Below are 19,693 nucleotides of genomic sequence, written 5' to 3' on the forward strand. Positions count from 1 at the left end.
CCCCCCCCCGCCCCGCCGATCCACCGCCAGCGCGCACCGTGCGCGGCCGGGGTCAGGCCTTGAATTTGAAGGCCTTTGCTGAAAGCACAGCTGGCTTTCGTTTCCCGGAACGCTGCTCCCGCACAGGGATCAGCCCGCCTATTGATGGTCATCGGACATCACCACGACTCAAAGCATCCCGCGCCTCTCGATGCAAGGCGCTCGAACAGCGCCGGCTTTCACCAACCACGGTCACAGTGAGGCAGCGCCGGGTCAAGACTCGTGGGCAGAAAGTCCATCACGCTGCTGCGCAGCAGTAGCTGCTGCCTGATAGCGAGCCGGAACCTCCGGCTTTCGGCATGCCCAAGCAAGCCCCGCCGCCTGGACCCACGCCGCAGGCCTTGCTTACTCTTTTCAGGCGATGATGTTGCCCAGCCCAACCGGAGCCTCGCCATGACAAGCCCTCTGTTCGACCGCATCCCCGCCCGCCGCACCGAGCTGGGCGAGGGCCTGACCATTCGCCGCGCCCTGCCGACGGCGCAGCGGCGCCGCGTGGGTGCCTGGTGTTTTCTGGACCACATCGGGCCCGTGCAGTTTGAGGGTCAGGCGCTGGCGAACGGCGGCCTGCATGTCGGCGGCCATCCGCACATCGGCTTGCAGACCTTCACCTGGATGATCGAGGGCGAGATCCTGCATCGCGACAGCCTGGGCAGCGAACAGCTGATCCGGCCCGGCGAGGTGAACCTGATGACGGCCGGCCACGGCATCGTCCACACCGAGGATGCACCCGCCGGCACGGCGCGCATCCACGCGGCCCAGCTCTGGATCGCCCTGCCCCCGGGTGAGGAAGACCGGCCGCCGGCCTTCGAGCACCATGCCAGCCTGCCGCGCTGGCAGGAGCAAGGCGCGCAATGGACCCTGCTGGCCGGCACGCACGCCGGCCGCACGGCGGCGCCCAAGGTCTACACGCCGCTGCTGGGCCTGGAGATCCATGCACCGAACGAAGCCGTCGAGCTGCAGTTGGAGCTGCGCGGCGATTTCGAGCATGGCCTGCTGCCGCTGGAAGGCGAGCTGGGCCTGGCCGGCGAGACCCTGGGCACGGGCGAGCTGGCCTATCTGGCGCCGGGGCAGGCGCCCGCGTCCATTCGCCTCAGCGCCGGCGGCCGCCTTCTGCTGCTGGGCGGCGAGCCCTTCCCGGCCGAGATCGAAATGTGGTGGAACTTCGTCGGCCTCAGCCGCTCAGCGGTGGCCCGGGCGCAGGCCGATTGGGATGCGCAACGCGAGGCCGGCGGCCCGCGCTTTGGCCGGGTACAGGGCGATGAAGGCCGGCGCCTGGTGGCCCCGCGCCTGCCGGCCAGCGGCTACTGAGGTCAGCCCCCAAAAGATGGGCGCGGGTTTGCGGCTAACTAGCTAGCTAACGCCGGCTTGCAGCGGCTACATTTTTTCGAAGCGCTTCAATCGCACCCGCGCTCCCTCTTCAAGGGCGGCCACATCACGGCCACCCACTCACCGAGCATCGCCTCTTCGGGCGGCCGATGCTGGGCGCCGTGTTCAGCCGGCTCTAGCCGAGCTCGAACGTCAAGCTCAGGCGCCGCGGCGACGTGCAGCGAAGGCTGCGAACAGAGCCAGCCCGGCCAGTGCCCAGGACGAGGGCTCGGGCACTTGATTGCCCGAAGGGATGCGCGACAGCGTCACTTCGAAGCCGGCGCCCGCGTTGTCCCAGAAGGCCGAATCGCTCACACCCAGGTAGAGGCGGCCGCTGCGGGTCGCGGTGAACTGCACGTTCGTACCGAGAGCGAACAAGGAGCTTTGCGAGATACCGTTTGCCACGTCGGCGGCATCAAAGGCCTGGAAGTTGCCACTGTCGTCGCCAACAATGCTGCCGACCAAGGCGCCGAAGAGATTGTTCAGCCCCGTGAAGTGCGCCGTCCCGTTGCCAAGACCCTGCATCACTTGCCCGTTCGCGTCGCCACAGCCCGCATTGCCACTCAGGCACAGGGTGCCGCTTGCCGTGACCTGCACTTTGTCGCCGGCCTGGACTTGAAACCCGCTGTTGACGAAGCCCAGGGTCGAAGACAGGATGCCTTGCTGCGCGGTGTTGGCATTGCCATTGACGCCACCGAAGCCGCCGCCGTTCATCACGCCAACATGGACGGGTCCAGCGTGGGCGGCGCCTGCGAGGGCCAAGCCAAGGGTTGCGATGGCAAAGGAATGGATTGCGTTTTTCGTCATCTTTCTGTCGCTCTTTCGAATTCATGGTGTTCCGCCCCCCCTATCGCATGGACGGGCTCCCCCAAGTGGAGAGCAAACGCCACTAAGCAAATGACATGCCAAGGCGAGTGCTGCGCCAAGAGGAGTCCAGCACAAGACGACTCAGGGCAGCCCTGTTTGCGAGCAGATGGCCGGATTTGAGAACGAGCAAGCGCGTCTTGCTTCGCGGTCAGGGACGCCCCCCCGAAACGCGGGGAACCTTGCAAGGCCAGGCGGTATGGCCACATCGGCAACGGCTCACGAAACAAGTTGTAAAGATTGGCGACAGTCTGCCGCGAAGCCCACCGAGTGCGCCGCAGCTTTGGCTGCCAAGGCCCACTCGTGCAGGCCGCATGGGTGCCGCGTTACTCAGGCACCAGCACCGGCGGGCGGTCGGGCGAGCGACTCGCCTGGCCAAGCAGTGCGCCATCGCCGCGCCATCGCCGCTCTAACGCCCAAGCCCCAGGCGCCCGGCCACATGCGGCAGGGCACGGCGCTCCTCTTCATCGGGGCTGGCGGCAGACCATCTCCGGCGCCTGGTAGCCCCAGACGATACGGGCTTCGCCCTGGTGCTCCCAGAAGCTCTCATTGCGGCCGACATAGCGGCTGCCGCTGGCGCTGCGCTCGGCAAACATCAGCGAGCTGCTGTCGCCGAACTCGGCCACCAGGGTCGGCGGCTCGGTGGCGAAGAAGCTCACCACCACCTCCTTGGCGGCATTGCCATCACAGGCCCAGCGGATCGGCCCCTGCGGCGGCAGCAGTCGGTAACGGGCCTGCAGCTCGGCGATGCGGCGGACATAACTGTCTTTCACGCAGGCCGGTTTGTCCTGGCTCTTCCAGCACTCGTCCCGGCCCTTGACCCAGCCGCGCTGCTCGGCCTTGAGCAGGGGCGGGCGCTCCTTGGCGGCCTTCTTCAGAGCCTGGCCGTAGACCTGAGCCAGCTGGCGGTCCAGCTGCACCAGGCCCGCATCGGCGCAAACCAGGGCCGCCATGCTGCCGGGCTGGACCTTGGCGCAGTCGAAGGCCGGCCCGGGCGCCGCCTGCAGCGCCGGTGCGGCGCCGCCGAGCAGGGCCAGCAGCAGGCCGAACAGGCCGGGCCGCATGCGGCTTGCGCTACGCTGCGCGAAAACCAGGGAGCGCGGAACGATGCAAGACATGGCAGGGACTCCAAAAGTTAGCAGCGATCAGAGATTAAGCGATCTTGCCGCGCTGCCCGCGCTGGGCCGGCGCCGCCTGGTTCTGGGCCTGGCCCAGGCCGGTCTGCTCAGCCTGCTGCCCACGGCGGTGCATTGCGCGCCGGAGCTGTGGGTGCACAACGTCACCCGTCTGTACAGCGTGCCGGTCGCCGGGATCGAGCACCCGCGCTCGGCCGCCGAGATCGCGGCCGCTTTGCGCGCCTGGCCCGGGCAAGTCGCTGTGGGCGGCGGGCATTTCAGCATGGGCGGTCAGGTGGCGATAGCCGGCGGCCTGCAGCTGGATTTGCGCGGCATGAGGGCCTTGGTCTGGCTGCGACCAGAACAGATGCGGGTGCGGGTGCAGGCGGGCATGAGCTGGCGGGATCTGCAAGACCATCTCGACCCGCTGGGCCTGGCCGTCAAGACCATGCAGAGCTATGCCAACTTCAGCATCGGCGGTTCGGTCTCGGTCAACTGCCATGGCCGTTATGTCGGCCATGGGCCTGTGGGCCGCACCGTGCAGGCACTGCAACTGGTGCTGGCCGATGGCCGCATCGTCGAAGCCAGCCGCAGCGAGAACGCCGAGCTGTTCCGCGCGGCGCTGGGTGGCTACGGGGTGCTGGCGGTGATCAGCGAGGTGGAGCTGGAGCTCGCGCGCAACTGCAAAATCCGCCGCGAGGTGAAAAGCCTGGCGCTGGCCGACTACCCGGCCTACTTCCAGCGCGAAGTGCTGGCGCGCGGGGACTGCGTGCTGCACAACGCCGATCTGCTGCCGCCACGCTTCGACCAGCCGGTCGCTGTGAGCTGGCGCCGCTGCCCGGATGGCACGGCGCTGACCGAGACCGCCCGCCTGGTGCCGCGCGGCGCCAGCTACCGGCTGGAGCAAAGCCTGATCTGGGCCATGAGCGAGTTGCCGGGTGGAGCGCTGTTGCGCAGCCAGGTCGTGCACCCCTTGCTCAGCGCTGGCAAGGCGGTGCAATGGCTGAACCACGAGGCCAGCCTTGATGTGGCCCAGCTGGAGCCGCGCCAGCGCAGGCACTCCAGCTATGTGCTGCAGGAGTACTTCATTCCGCCACGCCATTTCCTGAGCTTCACCCGAGCCATGGCGGCCCTGCTGCGCCAACGCCAGGTGATGGCGCTGAATGTGTCCATCCGCCACGCGCCGCCCGACACCGACAGCCTTCTGCCCTGGGCCAAAGAGGAGGTCTTCTGCTTCGTGCTGTACTACAAGCAAGGCACGGGCGCAAACGCCCAAGCCCTGGTGGCCGGCTGGACGCGCGAACTGATCGCCCTGGCCCTGGAACACGAGGGGCGCTACTACCTGCCCTACCAACTGCACGCCAGCCGCGCGCAGTTCGAGCGCGCCTACCCGGAGGTGAGCGAGCTGCGCCGGCTGAAGCAAGCGCACGACCCGGCCGGCAAGCTGAGCAACCAGCTCTGGGAGCGCTATCTGTAGGACTCGGTCCTTTCACCCCCTTCTGGGGGTGTTGTCGTTTGAATTCAAACGAATACACTGCCTCGCATCGGGTCGTCTCAAGCCCGCAGGAGCAGGACCATGACGCAAGCGACGAGCACGACGATGGAGCCGCTGTCGGCGCGCATCCCTAGCGACCTCTACCTCTGGCTGGCGCAGCTGAAGGTCGAGGGCGCCAGCACCAACAGCGACAAGCTGCGCGTGCTGCTCGGGCAGCTCAAGCGCCAGCATGACGGCGCTTTTGACTTCGTCACCGCTCTGGCCTGGTGCCGCGATCTGGCCGCCCGGCCGCGTGCCGCCCTGGCCCAGCTGGAGGCCAGCACTGGCCAACATTCCGAGGTGCTCAGCCAGGCGCTGGAGCACATCAGCCATGCCATGGCGCTGCTGATCAGCGCCGAGGTCGGCAATCTGGAACAGGCCAAGCAGTTGGAAGACAAGCTGCTGCGGCGCAGCTTTGCGCACACCGAATCCCTGCTGCGCCAAGCCACCACCCCCCAGGCTGCGGCCTTCGACCCCGACGGCGTGCAACGCCATATCGGCGCCACGCTGCAACTGGCGCAAGCCATCCAATGTCTGCAACAAGCCCGTCAACAAGGAGCGTGAAATGGCCGAAACCCTGAGATCCCGCGTCACCCGTGCCATGGCTGGCGGCGTGCACGCCTTGCTGGACCGCATCGAAGACCATGCGCCCGAGGCCATGATGGAGCAAGCCTTGCGCGAACTCGACCAGGTGGTGGACGAAGTGCGCCATGAGCTGGGCACGGTCACCGCCAACCGCCATCTGGCCCAGCAGCGCCATGCCGAGCTGAACCGCCAGCACGACACGCTGAAAGCGCAAATCGACACCGCCCTGGGCCAGGGCCGCGAAGACCTGGCGCGCGCCGCCGTGGGCCGCCAACTGGACATCGAAACCCAGCTGCCCTTGCTGGAGGCCAGCCTGGCCGAGCTGGCCCAGCAGGAAGGCGAGCACCGCGGCTACGTCGATGCCCTGCTGGCCAAGCGGCGCGAGATGGAAGCGGCGCTGAGCCAGTTCCGGCAAAGCCGGGCCAGCAGCGCCGGCACCGCGGCCAAGCCCGGCAGCAGCGCGGCCCAGATTGAACAGCGCATGGCGGGCGCCACCGACGCCTTTGACCGCATCTACGAACGCCAGACCGGCCTCTCGGGCGTGGCCCGCGCCGGCCGGCTGGACGACGCCAGCAAGCTGCAGACGCTGGAAGATCTGGTGCGGCAGACGCAGATCGACGCGCGCCTGGCCCAGCTGAAACAGTCCGGCGCTGACGGTCAAGCATGAGCCTGTTCACCACCCCGGAGAACCTGCCCTTCGGCATCGCCTTCGCCCTGATCGTCGGCATCGCCCTGCTGGAAGGCCTGGGCATGATGATCTCGATGAGCCCCAGCAACTGGCTGGACGACTGGCTGCCCGAAGCCGGCCACGACGGCGCGCTCGACCGGGTGCTGGGCTGGCTGCATCTGGGCCGGGTGCCGGCCCTGGTCTTGCTGCTGCTGTTCCTGACCGGCTACGCCTTGTTCGGCTACAGCCTGCAAATGGTCAGCCGAGGTCTGGTCGGCCACTACCTGCCGGCATGGATCGCCGGCCTGGTGGCCGTGCCCGCAGGCCTGACCACGGTGCGCGCGCTCGGCGCCCTGGTGGCCCATATCGTGCCGCGCGATGAGAGCTCGGCGGTCAGCGCCCAAACCCTGCTGGGCCGGGTTGCCACGGTCTATGCCGGCCACGCCCGCCAGGGCCTGGCCGCCCAGGCGCGGGTGCGCGACGAGCATGGCCGCGTGCACCACCTGCTGGTCGAGCCCGACCTGGCGGACGAGGTCTTCGAAGAGGGCAGCGAGCTGCTGCTGGTGCGCAAGAACGGCGCCATCTACCGCGCCATCCGCAACCCGCACCCGGGCCTGGTCGAGCGCTGAGGCGCCCCACTGATTCAAGGAGGAAGAAGAAAGCCATGGACAACAATCTGATTGAACTCGGCAGCATCGCCGGCATCGCCCTGCTGGGCCTTCTGGCCATCGGCCTGGTGTTCGCGCGCCTGTACAAGCGCTCGACCAAGGAAACCGCCTTTGTGCGCACCGGCCTGGGCGGGCAAAAGGTCATCATGGACGGCGGCGCCATCGTGCTGCCGGTGTTTCATGAGCGCGTGCTGGTCAATATGAACACGCTGAAGCTCGAGGTCATGCGCCGCGAGCGCGAGAGCCTGATCACCAAGGACCGCATGCGCGTGGACGTGACCGCCGCATTCTTCGTGCGCGTGCAGCAAACGGCCGAGGCCGTCAGCACCGCCGCCCAGACCCTGGGCACGCGCACCCTGGCACCGGAAGCGCTGAAAACCCTGGTGGAAGACAAGTTCGTTGACGCCCTGCGCGCCACCGCCGCCACCATGACCATCCAGGAGCTGCAAGACAAGCGCCGCGATTTCGTGCAGGCGGTGCAGAACGCGGTGGCCGAAGACCTGGAGAAGAACGGCCTGGAGCTGGAGTCGGTCTCGCTGACCAGCCTGGACCAGACCGACAAGCAGTTCTTCAACCCCAACAACGCCTTCGACGCCGAGGGCCTGACCCGCTTGACCGAACAGACCGAGGCGCGCCGCAAGCAGCGCAACGATGTCGAGCAGGAAACCGAGATGCAGGTGCGCACCAAGAACCTGGAAGCGCAGCGCCAGAAGCTGACCATCGAACAGGATCAGGAATTCGCCACCCTAGCCCAGCAGCGTCAGGTGGAAACCGCGCGCGCCGAGCAGGCCGCGCAGATCGCCACCCAGCAAGCCGAGCGCAGCCGCGAAGCCGAAGCCGCCAAGATCGAGGCCGAGCGCCAGGTCAGCCAGAAGAAGATCGAAGCCGAGCGTGAGATCAAGTCGGCCGAGATCGACAAAAACCTGGTCGTGCAGACCCGCGAGATCGAGCTGGAGCGCAAGACCGAGATGCAGCGCGCCGAGCAGCGCAAGCAAGTGGAAATCGCTCGCCAGGACATGCAGATCGCGATTGCCAACAAGAGCAAGGAACAATCGGTGGCCGACGCCTTGGCCAACCAGGCGCGTGCCGATGCCGTCAAGGCCGAGGAAGGCGTGAACACCGCCCGTCAGGTGGCGGTGGCCGAGCGGGAAAAGAATATCCAGCTGATCGAAGCCAGCAAGGAAGCCGAACAGCTGGCGATTGCGGTCAAGGTCTCAGCCTCGGCTGAGAAGGAAGCCGCGCTGGACCGCGCCGAGGCCATCACCATCGAAGCACGCGCCAAGCAGGCCGCAGCCCTGGCCGAAGCCGAAGGCAAGCGCGCCATCAACGAGGCGCTGAACACCTTGTCGGCCGCGCAGATCGACCTGCAGGTGCGCACCCTGCTGCTGCAGCAACTGCCGCAGATCATCGAACAAGCCGTGCGACCGATGGAGAAGATCGATTCGATCCGCATCTTCCAGGTCAATGGCATGAATGGGGGCAACAACGGTGGCGCACAAGACGGCGCCACCAACGCGCCGGCCGGCACCTTCCCGGAGCAGGTCATGAACTCGGCCCTGCAGTACCAGATCGCCAAGCCCATCGTCGACGCGGTGATGAAGGATGCCGGCCTCAGCAACGAGGGCATCACCGGCATTGCCCACAATCTGGCTGGCCTGCTGCAGCCCGGATCGACCACGCCGACCCAACTCGCCAACTGAGCGGGGCCGCGCGGGCCAGGCAGCCCGTCAACCGCGCCGGGCCAACCACGCCAACAAATCCGGCAGCGGCATGGGCTTGGCGTGCAGATAGCCCTGGATCAGGTGGCAGCCGAGGTCGAGCAGGCGCTCTTGCTGCTCGAGGGTTTCGATGCCTTCGGCGATCACCTGCAGGCCCAGCTGCTCGGCCAGGGAGATGATGGAGCGGGCGATGCGGGCATCGCCCTGGCCCAGCATGACGACGAAGGATCGATCGAGCTTGAGGGTCGAGAAGGGCAGGCTCTGCAGGCGGTGCAGCGAGGAGTAGCCGGTGCCGAAATCGTCGAGATGCAGGTGGAAGCCGGCGGCGGCCAGGGCGTCGAGCTGTTGCTTGGCAAAGTCGGCATTGCTGGCCAGGGCTGATTCGGTCAGCTCGAAGTGGATGCTGTCGCGCGACAGGCCGGCGCCGTCGACCAGGCTGCACATCTGCTCGACCAGATGCCGGCTCATCAGCTGACGCGGCGACAGGTTGACGTTGACCACATGGCGGGCGTCGAGGGCCAGCAAGGCGGGCAAGGCAGCAATCACCTTGCGCGCCACCGCCGCGCCCAGCTCGTTGATCAGGCCGGTCTCCTCCGCCACCGGGATGAAACGGGCCGGTGAGCAATAGCCGCCCTCCAGTGGCCAGCGGGCCAGCGCCTCGAACATGGCCACCTCGCCCGTGCGCACATCGAGGATGGGCTGGAACCAGACCTCGAGCTGATCCTGACGCAGGCACTCGCGCAGCTGCTGCTCCAGCAGCATGCGTTCCTGCACATCACCGAGCAGGGCATCGTTGAAGAGGCTGTAGCGGCCCTTGCCGGCACGCTTGGCGGCATACATGGCCAGCTCGGCATTGCGCAGCAGATCGTCCTTGTTGATCGTCTGGCCGGGCTTGGCGTGGAGGTAGGCGATGCCGATGGAGCCGGTGACCGTGACCTCCATGTCCTGGTAGCTGACCGGCTGGGCCAGGGCCTGCTGAAGCCGGCGCACAAAGCTCAGCACGCCCAGCTCGCCCTTCTCGGCCACATAGATCAGGGCGAACTCGTCGCCACCCAAACGCGTCACCACATCGGAGGCGCGCACCAGCTTCTTCAGCGTCTGCCCGGTCTGCACCAGCAGGTGGTTGCCCAGCTCGTGGCCAAGCGAGTCGTTGAGCAGCTTGAAATCATCGAGGTCGATCAAGAGCAGGGCCAGGGTCAGCTCGCGGTGGCGGGCCTTCTGACCCAGCAGCTGGTCGATCTGCTCGTAGAGCTGGCGGCGGTTGCCCAGGCCGGTCAGGGCATCGGTGCGGACATCCCGCTCCAGCTCGGCGCGCGCCTGATCCAGGCTGCCCACCATGCCGTTCAGGGCCAGGGCCAGTTCATCCAGCTCATCCTGCCCTTGCACCGGCCAGCGCTGGGCCTGGGCCTGCCCAGGGCGAGCGCGGCCCGCGCCGCGATGGCGCCGGGCCAGACGGGCGAACTCGGCCAGGCGACGCAGGATCAGCCGGTCGAGCAGCAGGACCGCCGCCGCACCGGCCAGCAGCACCAGCACAAAGCTGTTCAGCAGCAGCACCAGCAAGCCGGTCTGGCGCTGCCGCTCCAAGGTGGGCGGCAGGTCCACCTGCAGCAGCAGCTCGCTCTCGCCCAGGGCATCGCGCAGGGGCTGGGTGATCTGAGCCGCAGCCGTGGTCATGGCCGGGGAAGCAGGCGACAACTCGCCGCCGGCCGCCGGCAGCAGACGAAACGTTGACCCCGTGCTCAGCGACAGCTCGCGCAGATTGGCTTCGTCCATCACCTGCACCATGACCAACCAGCCGAGCTGCGGCGACAGGCGCTCGGTGCGCCGCACCGGGCTGAACACCATCAGCATGGGCCGCCCATCGACCCAGCGCTTGACATCGCCACCAATGCTGCGGCTCACCAGGGCCTGGTCCATGGCCAGCGCGCGCATGCGCTGCACCAGAGGACGGGTTTCATCGAGGGTTTCACGCTGGCCATCGCGCATCTCCACACCGGCGTGGAAATGGCCATCCAGGGCAAAGAAGGCAACCGCGCTGACCTGGGCATTGCGCAGGGACTCGGCGGTGAAATTGACCGTCAGGAACTTCTCGTCCGGCTCGCTCATGAAAGCGGCGGCATCGTCCCAGAATCCGTAATCGCTGGCCACACGGATGCGTGCGCTGACGTCTTGCTGGATGGCTGCGGCCACGCGCGCCACGCGCTCCTGGGCCACTCTTTGCTCGAAATCACCGAGACTGCTGTCCAGCATCCAGGCGCTGGCCGCGAAACTGAGCGCCCCGACGGCGCACAGCAAGAGGCCCAGAATGCCCAGAGTCTTCAAACGCAGGCTGCGACGATTCCACATGCGCGTGCGGGGCCTGGATCAGGCCTTGGTCAACGTGGTCGCATCTTACGGGCTGCCCCCGGCTTCAAGGCGCGAGAACTGCCCGGGTTTTCGGATCAGTCGTCGCATCAACATTTCAACCGGACCCTGTGGAAAGCGGCGAAGCCAGGCCCAAGAGCCCAGCAAGGCCAACGCACCGAAGCCCAGGCCCAAGGCCAGCACCTCGGCCAGGCTGCGCCCGGACAAGAGCCCGGCTGATTCCAGCAAGCCCATGCCGAGCAGGATGTGAGCCAGATAGACCGACAGGGTGCTGCGGCCCAGGGCCCGCAGGGCCGCCCAGTCGGGCAAGGCCAGCAAGGCCGCCCCGACCAGCGCCGTGGCAAGCGCCCCGGCGCTGAACATGTACAAAGGCCCCGGCGGCAAGGGCGTCGTGCCCCACAGTGGGGCCCAAGCGGGCAGCCACAGGGCCACACCCTCACGCACACCCAAGCAGATCAGAAACACCGACGCACCGCCCAGCATCAGTCGCCACTGCACGGGCCGCTGCTGCAAAGGCAAGCGGGCCAGGCCCATGCCCCAGAGGAAAAACGCCATCCAGGGCAGCACCGGATGGAAGCCGTTGAACAGCAGGTGACGGACAAAGCCCTGGGGCTGCCACAGATCGATGTAGCTGAGCGTCTGCCAATCCCAGCCGCTGTCATAACTCCAGCGGAACAAGGCCGCCACGTACAACAGCGGCAAGAGCAGGGCCAGTGCCATGCACAAGCGACCCGAGCGCCCCAAAAAAACGGCACCCAGGGCGAAGTAGCAGGCGTAGAAATGCAGGATGTCGGCCGGGAAGATCAGCAGATTCAACAGGCCCATCACAGCCAGCCAGAAAGCACGGCGCAACGCTTGCGAACGCGCCTGGGCCAGGGGCTGGCGGGCCGCCCCCATCACCAGGCCCATGCCGGCCAGGGTGACAAAAATGGCGGCCGTGCGCCCCTCCAGGGCCAGAAACAGCGAGCCCAAGCCCGCGTCGGCCGAGGCCTCGACGCCCATGGCCAGGCGAAAGTTCACCAACACCATGCCCAGCATGCTGAGCCCGCGCAGGCCATCCAGCGCGGTCAGGCGCACGGCCGGCGGGGCCGAAGCGGTCGAAACGGTCGAAGGGGGCGAAGCTGCAGTCAAAGTTGAGGGGATCGGCATGGGGTGGCAGCGATGAGGGATCGATCACGCCAGGGCAGAGCCAGCCGCCACCGCCGCGCGGGTCCAAGAAAACGCTGGAGCGTAGTGCCAGCTCTCGGCAGCCAGTGTCACCACAGGAATCGTCGAAGCCCAGGCCCCGCGCCGGTGCAAACGCCGAGATTCAGCGCATGGCATCCGCCATGCGCACGCCAGTTGAGCGGTCAGGCCGTACCGGCCAGCACCCGGCTGATCGGGCTGATTCCGCCAGCCTCGACCAGGGCCTGGTGGATGGCCGCGATCAGCTGCTCCTCCAACACGGGCTTGTGCAGCAGCACCAGACCGGCGGCATGGGCTTCGCGCAGGCGCTCGGGCGCCGTGTCGCCGGTGATCAGTACCGCGGGTAGGCCCGGCAGGGCATTGCGCAAGGTGTGGAGCGCGGAGATGCCGTCGTCGCCATCACGAAGGCGGAAGTCGGTCAGCACAATGTCGGGGCGGCGCATCATGCACTTGAGCAAGGCTTCGCGCGTGCTGCCGGTGGTGGTGACCTCGCAGCCATGGCTGCTCAGCAGGGCACGCATGGCCTCGCGCACAGGCGCCTCGTCGTCCAGCACCAGCACATGCAGGCGGGGCAGGCGCGGCTGGGCGGCAGCTGAGGCTGCCGCACCATCACCGATCGGCGCGGCCGAGGCCGGGGCACCGGCGATGCTCAGGCTGAAGGTGCTGCCCTGGCCCAGCTCGGATTGCAGCTGCAGCGGCAGGTCCAGCAGGTCGACCATGCGGCTGACGATGGACCGGCCCAGGCCCAGGCCCTTGGCCCGGTCGCGCTCGGCATTGCCGATCTGGTAGAACTCTTCAAAGATGCGGGCCTGTTCGGCCGGCGCGATGCCGCGGCCGGTGTCGATGACGCGGATGGCCCACATGGGCTCGTCATCACCGTCCTCATCGTCATCGCCGAATTCCGGAGACACGACGACCCGCACGCCGCCACGCTCGGTGTATTTGATGGCGTTGTCGATCAGATTGCGCATCACCCGTTCGAGCAGCAGCGGGTCGCTCTCCACGAACACCGAATCCGGGCACTCGAACACCAGACTCAAGCCCTTGCCCTGGGCCGTGGCCTGCATCTCGAGGCAGATGCGGCGCAGCCAGCTGCTCAGGCAGAACACCTGGTTGGCCACCGGCACCACCTGGGCATCGAGCTTGGAGATGTCCAGCAGCCCGTCCATCTGTGAGGCCAGGGACTGCAGGGCCAGATTCATGTGGCGGCCGATCTCGGCGCTCTCAGGATCCAGAGGCCGCCGCACCAGGGCCGAACCGAGCAAGGACAGCGTGTGCATGGGCTGACGCAGATCGTGGCTGGCGGACGCCAGAAAGCGCGTCTTGGCCTCCATGGCCTGCTCCGCCTTTTGCAGGGCCAGACGCAATTGCTGGTTGGTCTGGGTCTGTTGCTGGCGGATCAACACCGACTCCACAAACACACGGTAGGCATCGCGCCCGAGGCTGGCCAGAATCCAGGCAAAGCCCAGGATCAAGGCCCCCAGGGCCACCTCCAGCCAGGTGCTTTCGCGACCGCCGGCATGCCAACCCAGCCAGGCCAGGCTGTTGCTGAGGCTGACCGGCAGCAAGAAACTCAGCAGCACCGGCGCCGAGCCGGCCGTGGTGGCCACCGAACCGGCACACAAACCCAGCAGCAGCATGGTCTGCACCATGCGCTGGTAGTCGTCGAAATAGGGCACAAACATCAGCGAGGCGCTGAACACCAGGCCATTGAGCAGGCTCAAGCCGGTGGCCGCGCGCAGGCGGCGGCGCAACGAGAGATGGCGCCAGACGGCCAACTTGCCCAAGCCCCACCAGCGCAGCGCCAGCACGCCCACCACCAGGGCCAACCAGAGCATGGCGAGCCAGTGCTGGGTGCCCTGCCAAGCCATGATGGCGATCACGGCGGCGCTGAATCCGACCGGGTACGGCATGCGCCGGCCCTGCTGGGCCAGCAGGCGCAGCAGCTCTTCGTCAACACTGGCCTGTTCGGCCGAGATCGCTCGTGTCATGGAGGTGGGTGAAGGACCGGGGCCAGTATCCCCCGGCCGGATGCCCTGTGTCAGCGCGGCGCGGCCAGATGCAAGCCCGCGATCAGCGCACGCAATCGCAGCTGATCCATGTCAAGGCGGCGCATCTGCTCACGCAGGCGCGCCCGCTCTTCATCGTTCTTGGAGTCGCGCAGAAGGCGCTCGAGGCGCTGCAGCTCGGCATCGTTGCGAACGATTTGCTGCTGCAAGCCATAGAGCTGCTGGCCGATCTGGTAGTAACGCAGGAACTCGTCCTCACCTGCCTGGCCGCGGCAACCTTCCCAGTAGATTTGGTTGCGCATGCCCTCTCGCCAGCCATTGCTGGCGGTGCAATAACTGCGGATGCCACGCTCCCAACCCTCGGTCCAGGCCTTGCTGTCGGGGCTGATGCCGATCTTGCCGCAGGCTTCGACATGGTCTTCGATGCGCTGGGCGCTGCGACCCTCGCGGCCGTCAGCCAGGCCACGGGCCTGCCAGTCGGCCTGACGGCATTGCGATTCGCTCATGCTGGCGCAGCCGCTCAAGACTGCCAGGCTGGCCAGGATGCACAGGGCCACACGTGGGCCGCGATGGTGTTCGATCATGCTGCGATGCTAGCCCATGCCGAGGCAGGCGAGGCCCGCCCCGCTGTGCACTTGTCGCGCGTTTCGCCCCGATCGATGTGTGCTGGGCGCTTCAGGCCAGGGCCACCCGGCTGGGCTGGCGCGCGTCCTGCAAGACGCCGTCCAGCAAGTCCAGGTAGTAGCCCAGCGGCGGCGTGCGCTTGCCCGGGTGCTTGGCCAGGTCGTCCCAGCGGCGCAGCTGCAGCGCCCGCGCCGCCTGCGGTTGGGCCAGGAAGAGCAGGCGCTCTTCGGCATTCATGCGGCCGCCTTGCAGGGACAGGGAATGCAGGGAGGCTGCCGACAGGCTGTCGGCATAAGCCGGGTCGCTGCCGACCAGAAAACGCTTGGCCTGCACATGCAGACGGATGGGCTCCAGCACATCGGCCGCGAAGCCACCGCTGGCCAGAAAGACCAGGGCGCGGGTCTCGTGCTGGTCGTCCTGCAGCTCGGCCTCGGCCGGCGCATCCATCAGCTGACCCAGGTCGTGCAGAAAGGCGGCCGCCACCAGGGCGTTGTCGGCATGGGCCCATTCGGCCAGCTGGGCGCATTGCAAGGCATGCTCGAGCGCGCTGACGGCCTCGCGCCGCTCCAGGCGCTGGCCGGTGTAGACCAGGGCGCCGCGGCGCTGAAACAGAGCTTCGATCTTGCTGACGATATCCATGGCGGGGCTCCCGAGAAACGGACGATGCGATCCATCGCCCCCGGCATCTTGTGCTGGCGACCGTGACCCGCACATGACGCCCGCATGTGCACCCCGTGAAGGTGAAGAATGCCCCGGGCGGCCATTCAAATTCCCTGAACCCAGGCATCAAGCGCCATGAACCGCCACACCGCGGCGACGGCGCACACTGCCGACATTGCGACACACCGGCGCCCCGCGCCAGACCGCCATGACCGCTTCAGCACCAGCCCCAGCCTCCGCCCCCGAGTCCACACCTGAGCCCGCACCCAGCGCCGCCGTGCCGCGCTACAGCCCGGTGGCCATGGCCCTGCACTGGCTGCTGGCCCTGCTGATCATCGCCACCTTTGCCTTCGGCGTGTACATGGCCGACCTGCCCTTCTCGCCCAGCCGGATCAAGCTCTACAGCTGGCACAAATGGGCGGGCGTGACCATCCTGCTGCTGTCCACCCTGCGCCTGCTCTGGCGCCTGAGCCACCGCCCGCCGGCCGATGCCCCCATGCCCGCCTGGCAAGCGCGTGCGGCCCACGCCACCCATCTGCTGCTCTACGTGCTGTTCTTCGCCGTGCCCCTGGCCGGCTGGGCCTACAGCTCGGCAGCCGGCTTCCCCATCGTCTGGTTTGGCGTGCTGCAGCTGCCTGACTTCGTGCCGGTGGACAAGACCCTGGCCGACACCCTCAAGGAAGCGCACAAGCTGCTGGCCTTTGCCATGGCCGGCCTGGTGCTGATGCACATCGCCGCTGCGCTGAAGCACCAGCTGCTGGACCGCGACGGCCTGCTGCTGCGCATGATGCCGGCGCGGCGCTGAAGCCTTCGGCCCCTGCCTGCCCCACCTCCTTTTTTCGAAACCGAAGCGAAAGGCTTTGCGATGAAACCGATCCGTTTGATGGTGATGACCGCCCTGCTGGCCAGCCTGAGCACCAGCTGGGCGCAAACCAAACCCAGCGCTGCAGCCAAGCCCGCAGCGGCCGCACCGGCGCCCGCCGCCGCGCCGCAGTTGCAGGCGGCTGGCAGCGAGCTGCTTTTCGTCAGCCGCCAGATGGGCGTGCCGGTGGAAGGCCGCTTCAAGAAATTCGACGCCCAGCTGAGCTTTGACCCCAAGAAGCCCGAGGCCGGCCGTGTCGCCTTCACCATCGACCTGGCCAGCGCCAGCCTGGGTGCGCCCGAGTTCGACGCCGAGCTGGGCAAGGCCGCCTGGTTCGACAGCAAGCGCCTGCCGCAGGCCAGTTTTCAGAGCAGCGCCATCAAGGCCTTGGGCGGCGGCAAGTTCGAAGTCAGCGGCAAGCTGAGCCTGAAGGGCCAGACCCGCGACCTGAGCGTGCCCATCAGCTTGAGCCAGGCCGGCGGCATCACCACCGCGAATGGCAGCTTTGTGCTCAAGCGCCTGGAGTTCAAGATCGGTGACGGCGAGTGGGCCGACACCTCCATGGTCGCCAACGAAGTGCAAGTGAAGTTCAAGCTGCTGTTCAGCGGCGTGGCGGCACTCTGAGCCTTCGCAGCAAGCAGATCACCCACCCAATTTCCCCCGCCCCCTTTTTCAACTTTTTTTGACCCAGCAAGGAAGCCCTGAGATGAACAAGACCCTGATCGCAGCCCTGGCCCTGGCCGCCTCCAGCTTCGCGCAAGCGGAATCGGCCACCTACGCCATCGAGCCGACCCACACCTACGCCACCTTCGAGATCTCGCACTTCGGCGTGTCCACCAACCGCGGCCGCTTCGACAAGAAGGAAGGCACGGTCACCCTGGACCGCGCCGCCAAGACCGGCCGCGTCGAGCTGACCCTACAAATGGCCAGCGTCAACACCGGCTCGGCCGCCTTTGACAAGCACCTGCAAAGCGAAGACATCTTCGACGCAGGCAAGTTCGCCACCGCCAAGTTCGTGGGCGACAAGTTCAGCTTCAGCGGCGACAAGGTCACCGAAGTGGCCGGCGAGCTGACCCTCAAGGGCAAGACCGCCCCGGTCACGCTCAAGGCTGTCGGTTTCGGCTGCTACCAAAGCCCCATGCTCAAGCGTGAAGTCTGCGGCGGCGACTTCGAGGCCACCCTCGACCGCACCCAGTGGGGCGTGGACTACGGCCTGGCCTGGGGCTTCCCCAAGGCGGTGAAGCTGGTGATCCAGGTCGAAGCCGTCAAGCAATAAGTCGATCCCTTGGCCCTGCGCCGGCTCCGGCGCAAGCGGGGCCGATCGCTCGCCCGCCCGCCGCGCCTCACGAGGCCGGCGGGTTTTTTTCGTGGGCTCGGGCCATTCGTGATGGACTTCACGCCCGACACCCTGCCCCCATTCCCTCGGGGCCGGCGAGCCTGAAACCCGGCCTCCGGACTGTCGCTCGTTCCTGCAATTCAGCCCCTTGCCCGCACGGCGCGTCGCGCTGCCGTCGCTCGGCTGGTGCAGCTTGCGTACAGTGCGTGCAAAGACCCAAGGTTTCCTCCGCCATGTCCCCCTCGCCCTCGCTCCCTCCTACCTTGTTGCAGCGCCTGCAGCATTTCTACGCCCAGCTGCTGCGTTGGTTCCATATCTACGCGGGTTGGCTGGTCAGCATTAGCTGGAAGAACTTCATCATCTTCTCGGCAGCGCTGATCATCGGCGCCAATCTGATTTCCAATCTGCCCTTCTTCACCTGGCGCATCACCGAGGAAGTCGAAAGCGGATCGGTGCCCTACAACAAGCTGCCGCGTCTGCCGCCGGCTGAGAAGCCCGAGAAGCGAGAAAAGGCTGAGAAGGCGGAGAAAACCGACAAGAGCGGCAAGGGCATCCACTACGAGATCAGCATCGACGAGCGTGGCGTGCGCGTGCTGCCCCGCGCGGCCTCGGGCGACAAGGCCGCGTCGGAAGCCGGCAGCGAGGGCGCAGGGCCGGGCGTGAACATCCGCTTCCCTGAGTCGGCCGAGCGCGAGGACATCCGGCGCGCCGTCGAAGACGCGCGGACAGCCCTGGAAAAAATCGCCGAGGAAGCGCGCGAAGCCCAGGAGAAGGCCGAACAAGACGCTCAGCAGGCCGAGGAAACCAAGCAGGCCATCGAAGAAGCACGCGCCGAGACCGAGCGGCTGATCGAAGAGGCCCGAAGCGGCGGGCCGAGATCCCGCGTGCGCGTCATCCATGCCGGAGACTTCTTGGTTGAATGGGCGGTGTTCTGGGTTGCGGCCTCCCTTTTGATCAAGATCACCTACAAAGGCCGCATCCAGGCCGAGGTGAAAGCCGCCAAGGCGACCGAGACGGCGGAGGCCGAATCGCTCAAGCGCCAGGTCATCGAAGCCCGCATGGCCGCCATGCAGGCCCAGGTGGAGCCGCATTTCCTGTTCAACACCCTGGCCTCCATCGACCACCTGATCGAAACCGACCCGCCGCGTGCCTCGCAGATGCAGAAGAACCTGATCGCCCTGCTGCGCGCCTCCATGCCCACCATGCGCGAGGCCAATGCCAGCGGCGTGCGTGACCTGGGCCGCGAGCTGGCGGTCATCAAGCCTTACCTCGAAATCCTGCAGATGCGCATGGAAGAGCGGCTGCAGACCGAGATCGATGTGCCCGAGGGCCTGCTCTCGGCCGAGTTCCCGCCCATGATGATTCAGAGCCTGGTCGAGAACGCCATCAAGCATGGCCTGGAGCCCAAGGCCGAAGGCGGCCTGCTGCGCGTCAAGGCCGAGGTGCTGCACGGCAAGCTGGCCGTGACCGTGGCCGACACCGGCCTGGGCTTCGGCCGCGCCGCCACCGCCGGCACCGGCGTGGGCCTGGCCAATATCCGCGAGCGCCTGATGATCCTCTACGGCTCACGCGCCAGCGTCACCGTCACCGAAAACCAACCCAGCGGCACCGTGGTGACCATCACCGTGCCTTACCGCAGCCGCGCCGACGAGCACGAAGGAGCCTCCGCATGAAAAGCTTTGCCAAGTTCACCCTGGCCCTGAGCCTGGTTCTGGCCCTGGTGGCCGCCGTGTCCGGCGTCTGGCTCTGGCAGGAAATGTGGAGCCACCCGGGCGTCAGCATCAGCATCAATGGCGAAGACCTGTACCTCGGTGAGATGGCCTCCGGCCAGTGGGCCGAGCTGCTGGTCGGCGGCTTGATCACCGGCGTGGTGCTGCTGTTTGTGCTACCCCTGGTCTTGCTGCTGGGCGTGGGCCTGCCCCTGCTGATCGTCGGCGGCGTGCTGGTCTGCGTGGTGGGCACGGTGCTGGCGGCGCTGTTCAGCGTCGGCGCGGTGCTGGGTTCACCGCTGATCCTGCTGGGCCTGGTGCTCTGGCTGCTGCTGCGCGACCGCCGCCCCAAGCGCAATGCGCAGGCCTGAACACCTCCGAAGCCGACT

At 67.2% G+C, this 19,693-nt stretch carries 18 protein-coding genes; 11 read left to right on the forward strand and 7 right to left on the reverse strand.

Translation table 11 applies throughout. The annotated features are described in order from the left end of the window. Positions 1-432 precede the first annotated feature (432 nt). A complete protein-coding gene (locus tag OOB33_RS00655) occupies positions 433-1,347 on the forward strand; it encodes a pirin family protein (protein WP_271007250.1) in 915 nt (304 codons plus the stop codon). A gap of 216 nt (positions 1,348-1,563) precedes the next feature. Here the strand turns inward: OOB33_RS00655 and OOB33_RS00660 are convergent, their stop codons facing one another. Together OOB33_RS00660 and OOB33_RS00665 are read right to left on the reverse strand one after the other, a co-directional pair. Then, a complete protein-coding gene (locus OOB33_RS00660; protein ID WP_271007251.1) occupies positions 1,564-2,211 on the reverse strand; it encodes a PEP-CTERM sorting domain-containing protein in 648 nt (215 codons plus the stop codon). A 521-nt stretch (positions 2,212-2,732) separates the two neighbouring features. Next, positions 2,733-3,386 carry an MliC family protein gene (locus OOB33_RS00665; RefSeq protein WP_271007252.1) on the reverse strand — a complete coding sequence of 218 codons (654 nt, stop codon included), beginning with the start codon at positions 3,384-3,386 and terminating at the stop codon, positions 2,733-2,735. On the opposite strand from OOB33_RS00665, the gene OOB33_RS00670 reads away from it, so the two are divergent. The 5 genes from OOB33_RS00670 to OOB33_RS00690 all read left to right on the forward strand — a co-directional run bounded on the left by OOB33_RS00670 (position 3,385) and on the right by OOB33_RS00690 (position 8,537). Beyond that, the gene (locus OOB33_RS00670; RefSeq protein ID WP_271007253.1) at positions 3,385-4,860 is read left to right on the forward strand and encodes an FAD-binding oxidoreductase; all 1,476 of its coding nucleotides are present in this window, start codon (positions 3,385-3,387) and stop codon (positions 4,858-4,860) included. The two genes, OOB33_RS00665 and OOB33_RS00670, sit on opposite strands and share 2 nt — an antisense overlap. A gap of 99 nt (positions 4,861-4,959) precedes the next feature. Further along, a complete protein-coding gene (locus OOB33_RS00675; protein ID WP_102769345.1) occupies positions 4,960-5,481 on the forward strand; it encodes a hypothetical protein in 522 nt (173 codons plus the stop codon). Between the two features lies 1 nt (position 5,482). Continuing rightward, positions 5,483-6,169, forward strand: a complete 687-nt coding sequence (locus OOB33_RS00680) for a PspA/IM30 family protein (RefSeq protein ID WP_102769344.1) — start codon at positions 5,483-5,485, stop codon at positions 6,167-6,169. Beyond that, on the forward strand, positions 6,166-6,798 hold the full coding sequence (locus OOB33_RS00685; protein ID WP_102769343.1) for a YqiJ family protein: 633 nt from the start codon (positions 6,166-6,168) through the stop codon (positions 6,796-6,798). The genes OOB33_RS00680 and OOB33_RS00685 overlap by 4 nt, the downstream gene beginning before the upstream one ends. A gap of 35 nt (positions 6,799-6,833) precedes the next feature. Further along, entirely contained in the window at positions 6,834-8,537 is a 1,704-nt protein-coding gene (locus OOB33_RS00690; RefSeq protein ID WP_271007254.1) for a flotillin family protein, read from the forward strand. Positions 8,538-8,564: 27 nt separating this feature from the next. On the opposite strand, the gene OOB33_RS00695 is transcribed toward OOB33_RS00690, so the two are convergent. From OOB33_RS00695 to OOB33_RS00715, 5 genes are all read right to left on the reverse strand, one after another. Further along, positions 8,565-10,901 carry a putative bifunctional diguanylate cyclase/phosphodiesterase gene (locus tag OOB33_RS00695; protein ID WP_271007255.1) on the reverse strand — a complete coding sequence of 779 codons (2,337 nt, stop codon included), beginning with the start codon at positions 10,899-10,901 and terminating at the stop codon, positions 8,565-8,567. Positions 10,902-10,946: 45 nt separating this feature from the next. After that, positions 10,947-12,068: a DUF418 domain-containing protein gene (locus OOB33_RS00700; protein ID WP_271007256.1), complete on the reverse strand. Its 1,122-nt coding sequence runs from the start codon at positions 12,066-12,068 to the stop codon at positions 10,947-10,949. A gap of 200 nt (positions 12,069-12,268) precedes the next feature. Beyond that, positions 12,269-14,095: an ATP-binding response regulator gene (locus OOB33_RS00705; protein ID WP_271007257.1), complete on the reverse strand. Its 1,827-nt coding sequence runs from the start codon at positions 14,093-14,095 to the stop codon at positions 12,269-12,271. Positions 14,096-14,145: 50 nt separating this feature from the next. Next, positions 14,146-14,697 (reverse strand): DUF2799 domain-containing protein, encoded by a 552-nt coding sequence (locus tag OOB33_RS00710; protein ID WP_102769338.1) that lies wholly within the window; start codon positions 14,695-14,697, stop codon positions 14,146-14,148. 91 nt (positions 14,698-14,788) lie between these two features. Next, positions 14,789-15,376, reverse strand: a complete 588-nt coding sequence (locus OOB33_RS00715; RefSeq protein WP_102769337.1) for an HD domain-containing protein — start codon at positions 15,374-15,376, stop codon at positions 14,789-14,791. A gap of 229 nt (positions 15,377-15,605) precedes the next feature. Between OOB33_RS00715 and OOB33_RS00720 the strand changes: the two genes are divergently transcribed. From OOB33_RS00720 to OOB33_RS00740, 5 genes are all read left to right on the forward strand, one after another. Beyond that, a complete protein-coding gene (locus OOB33_RS00720) occupies positions 15,606-16,202 on the forward strand; it encodes a cytochrome b (RefSeq protein ID WP_271007258.1) in 597 nt (198 codons plus the stop codon). Positions 16,203-16,286: 84 nt separating this feature from the next. Next, on the forward strand, positions 16,287-16,883 hold the full coding sequence (locus tag OOB33_RS00725; protein ID WP_442953032.1) for a YceI family protein: 597 nt from the start codon (positions 16,287-16,289) through the stop codon (positions 16,881-16,883). Between the two features lie 82 nt (positions 16,884-16,965). Then, positions 16,966-17,535, forward strand: a complete 570-nt coding sequence (locus OOB33_RS00730; protein WP_271007260.1) for a YceI family protein — start codon at positions 16,966-16,968, stop codon at positions 17,533-17,535. Positions 17,536-17,828: 293 nt separating this feature from the next. Further along, positions 17,829-19,268: a sensor histidine kinase gene (locus tag OOB33_RS00735; protein ID WP_271007261.1), complete on the forward strand. Its 1,440-nt coding sequence runs from the start codon at positions 17,829-17,831 to the stop codon at positions 19,266-19,268. Further along, complete coding sequence (locus OOB33_RS00740; protein ID WP_271007262.1) at positions 19,265-19,675, forward strand: hypothetical protein; 411 nt, start codon at positions 19,265-19,267, stop codon at positions 19,673-19,675. The genes OOB33_RS00735 and OOB33_RS00740 overlap by 4 nt, the downstream gene beginning before the upstream one ends. The last annotated feature ends 18 nt before the right edge of the window (positions 19,676-19,693 follow it).

Origin of the sequence: Paucibacter sp. B51 (assembly GCF_027863535.1) — a bacterium.
In the GTDB taxonomy this organism is placed as follows: Bacteria; Pseudomonadota; Gammaproteobacteria; order Burkholderiales; family Burkholderiaceae_C; genus Paucibacter_A; species Paucibacter_A aquatilis.

What these genes read in the sequence shown, in the direction of transcription:
- OOB33_RS00665 (WP_271007252.1), bottom strand. Translation starts at nt 3,386, where the DNA reads ATGTCTTGCATCGTTCCGCGCTCCCTGGTTTTCGCGCAGCGTAGCGCA.
- OOB33_RS00655 (WP_271007250.1), top strand. Translation starts at nt 433, where the DNA reads ATGACAAGCCCTCTGTTCGACCGCATCCCCGCCCGCCGCACCGAGCTG.
- OOB33_RS00700 (WP_271007256.1), bottom strand. Translation starts at nt 12,068, where the DNA reads ATGCCGATCCCCTCAACTTTGACTGCAGCTTCGCCCCCTTCGACCGTT.
- OOB33_RS00720 (WP_271007258.1), top strand. Translation starts at nt 15,606, where the DNA reads ATGACCGCTTCAGCACCAGCCCCAGCCTCCGCCCCCGAGTCCACACCT.
- OOB33_RS00660 (WP_271007251.1), bottom strand. Translation starts at nt 2,211, where the DNA reads ATGACGAAAAACGCAATCCATTCCTTTGCCATCGCAACCCTTGGCTTG.
- OOB33_RS00740 (WP_271007262.1), top strand. Translation starts at nt 19,265, where the DNA reads ATGAAAAGCTTTGCCAAGTTCACCCTGGCCCTGAGCCTGGTTCTGGCC.
- OOB33_RS00725 (WP_442953032.1), top strand. Translation starts at nt 16,287, where the DNA reads ATGACCGCCCTGCTGGCCAGCCTGAGCACCAGCTGGGCGCAAACCAAA.
- OOB33_RS00705 (WP_271007257.1), bottom strand. Translation starts at nt 14,095, where the DNA reads ATGACACGAGCGATCTCGGCCGAACAGGCCAGTGTTGACGAAGAGCTG.
- OOB33_RS00690 (WP_271007254.1), top strand. Translation starts at nt 6,834, where the DNA reads ATGGACAACAATCTGATTGAACTCGGCAGCATCGCCGGCATCGCCCTG.
- OOB33_RS00735 (WP_271007261.1), top strand. Translation starts at nt 17,829, where the DNA reads ATGTCCCCCTCGCCCTCGCTCCCTCCTACCTTGTTGCAGCGCCTGCAG.
- OOB33_RS00715 (WP_102769337.1), bottom strand. Translation starts at nt 15,376, where the DNA reads ATGGATATCGTCAGCAAGATCGAAGCTCTGTTTCAGCGCCGCGGCGCC.
- OOB33_RS00680 (WP_102769344.1), top strand. Translation starts at nt 5,483, where the DNA reads ATGGCCGAAACCCTGAGATCCCGCGTCACCCGTGCCATGGCTGGCGGC.
- OOB33_RS00675 (WP_102769345.1), top strand. Translation starts at nt 4,960, where the DNA reads ATGACGCAAGCGACGAGCACGACGATGGAGCCGCTGTCGGCGCGCATC.
- OOB33_RS00685 (WP_102769343.1), top strand. Translation starts at nt 6,166, where the DNA reads ATGAGCCTGTTCACCACCCCGGAGAACCTGCCCTTCGGCATCGCCTTC.
- OOB33_RS00710 (WP_102769338.1), bottom strand. Translation starts at nt 14,697, where the DNA reads ATGATCGAACACCATCGCGGCCCACGTGTGGCCCTGTGCATCCTGGCC.
- OOB33_RS00670 (WP_271007253.1), top strand. Translation starts at nt 3,385, where the DNA reads ATGGCAGGGACTCCAAAAGTTAGCAGCGATCAGAGATTAAGCGATCTT.
- OOB33_RS00730 (WP_271007260.1), top strand. Translation starts at nt 16,966, where the DNA reads ATGAACAAGACCCTGATCGCAGCCCTGGCCCTGGCCGCCTCCAGCTTC.
- OOB33_RS00695 (WP_271007255.1), bottom strand. Translation starts at nt 10,901, where the DNA reads ATGTGGAATCGTCGCAGCCTGCGTTTGAAGACTCTGGGCATTCTGGGC.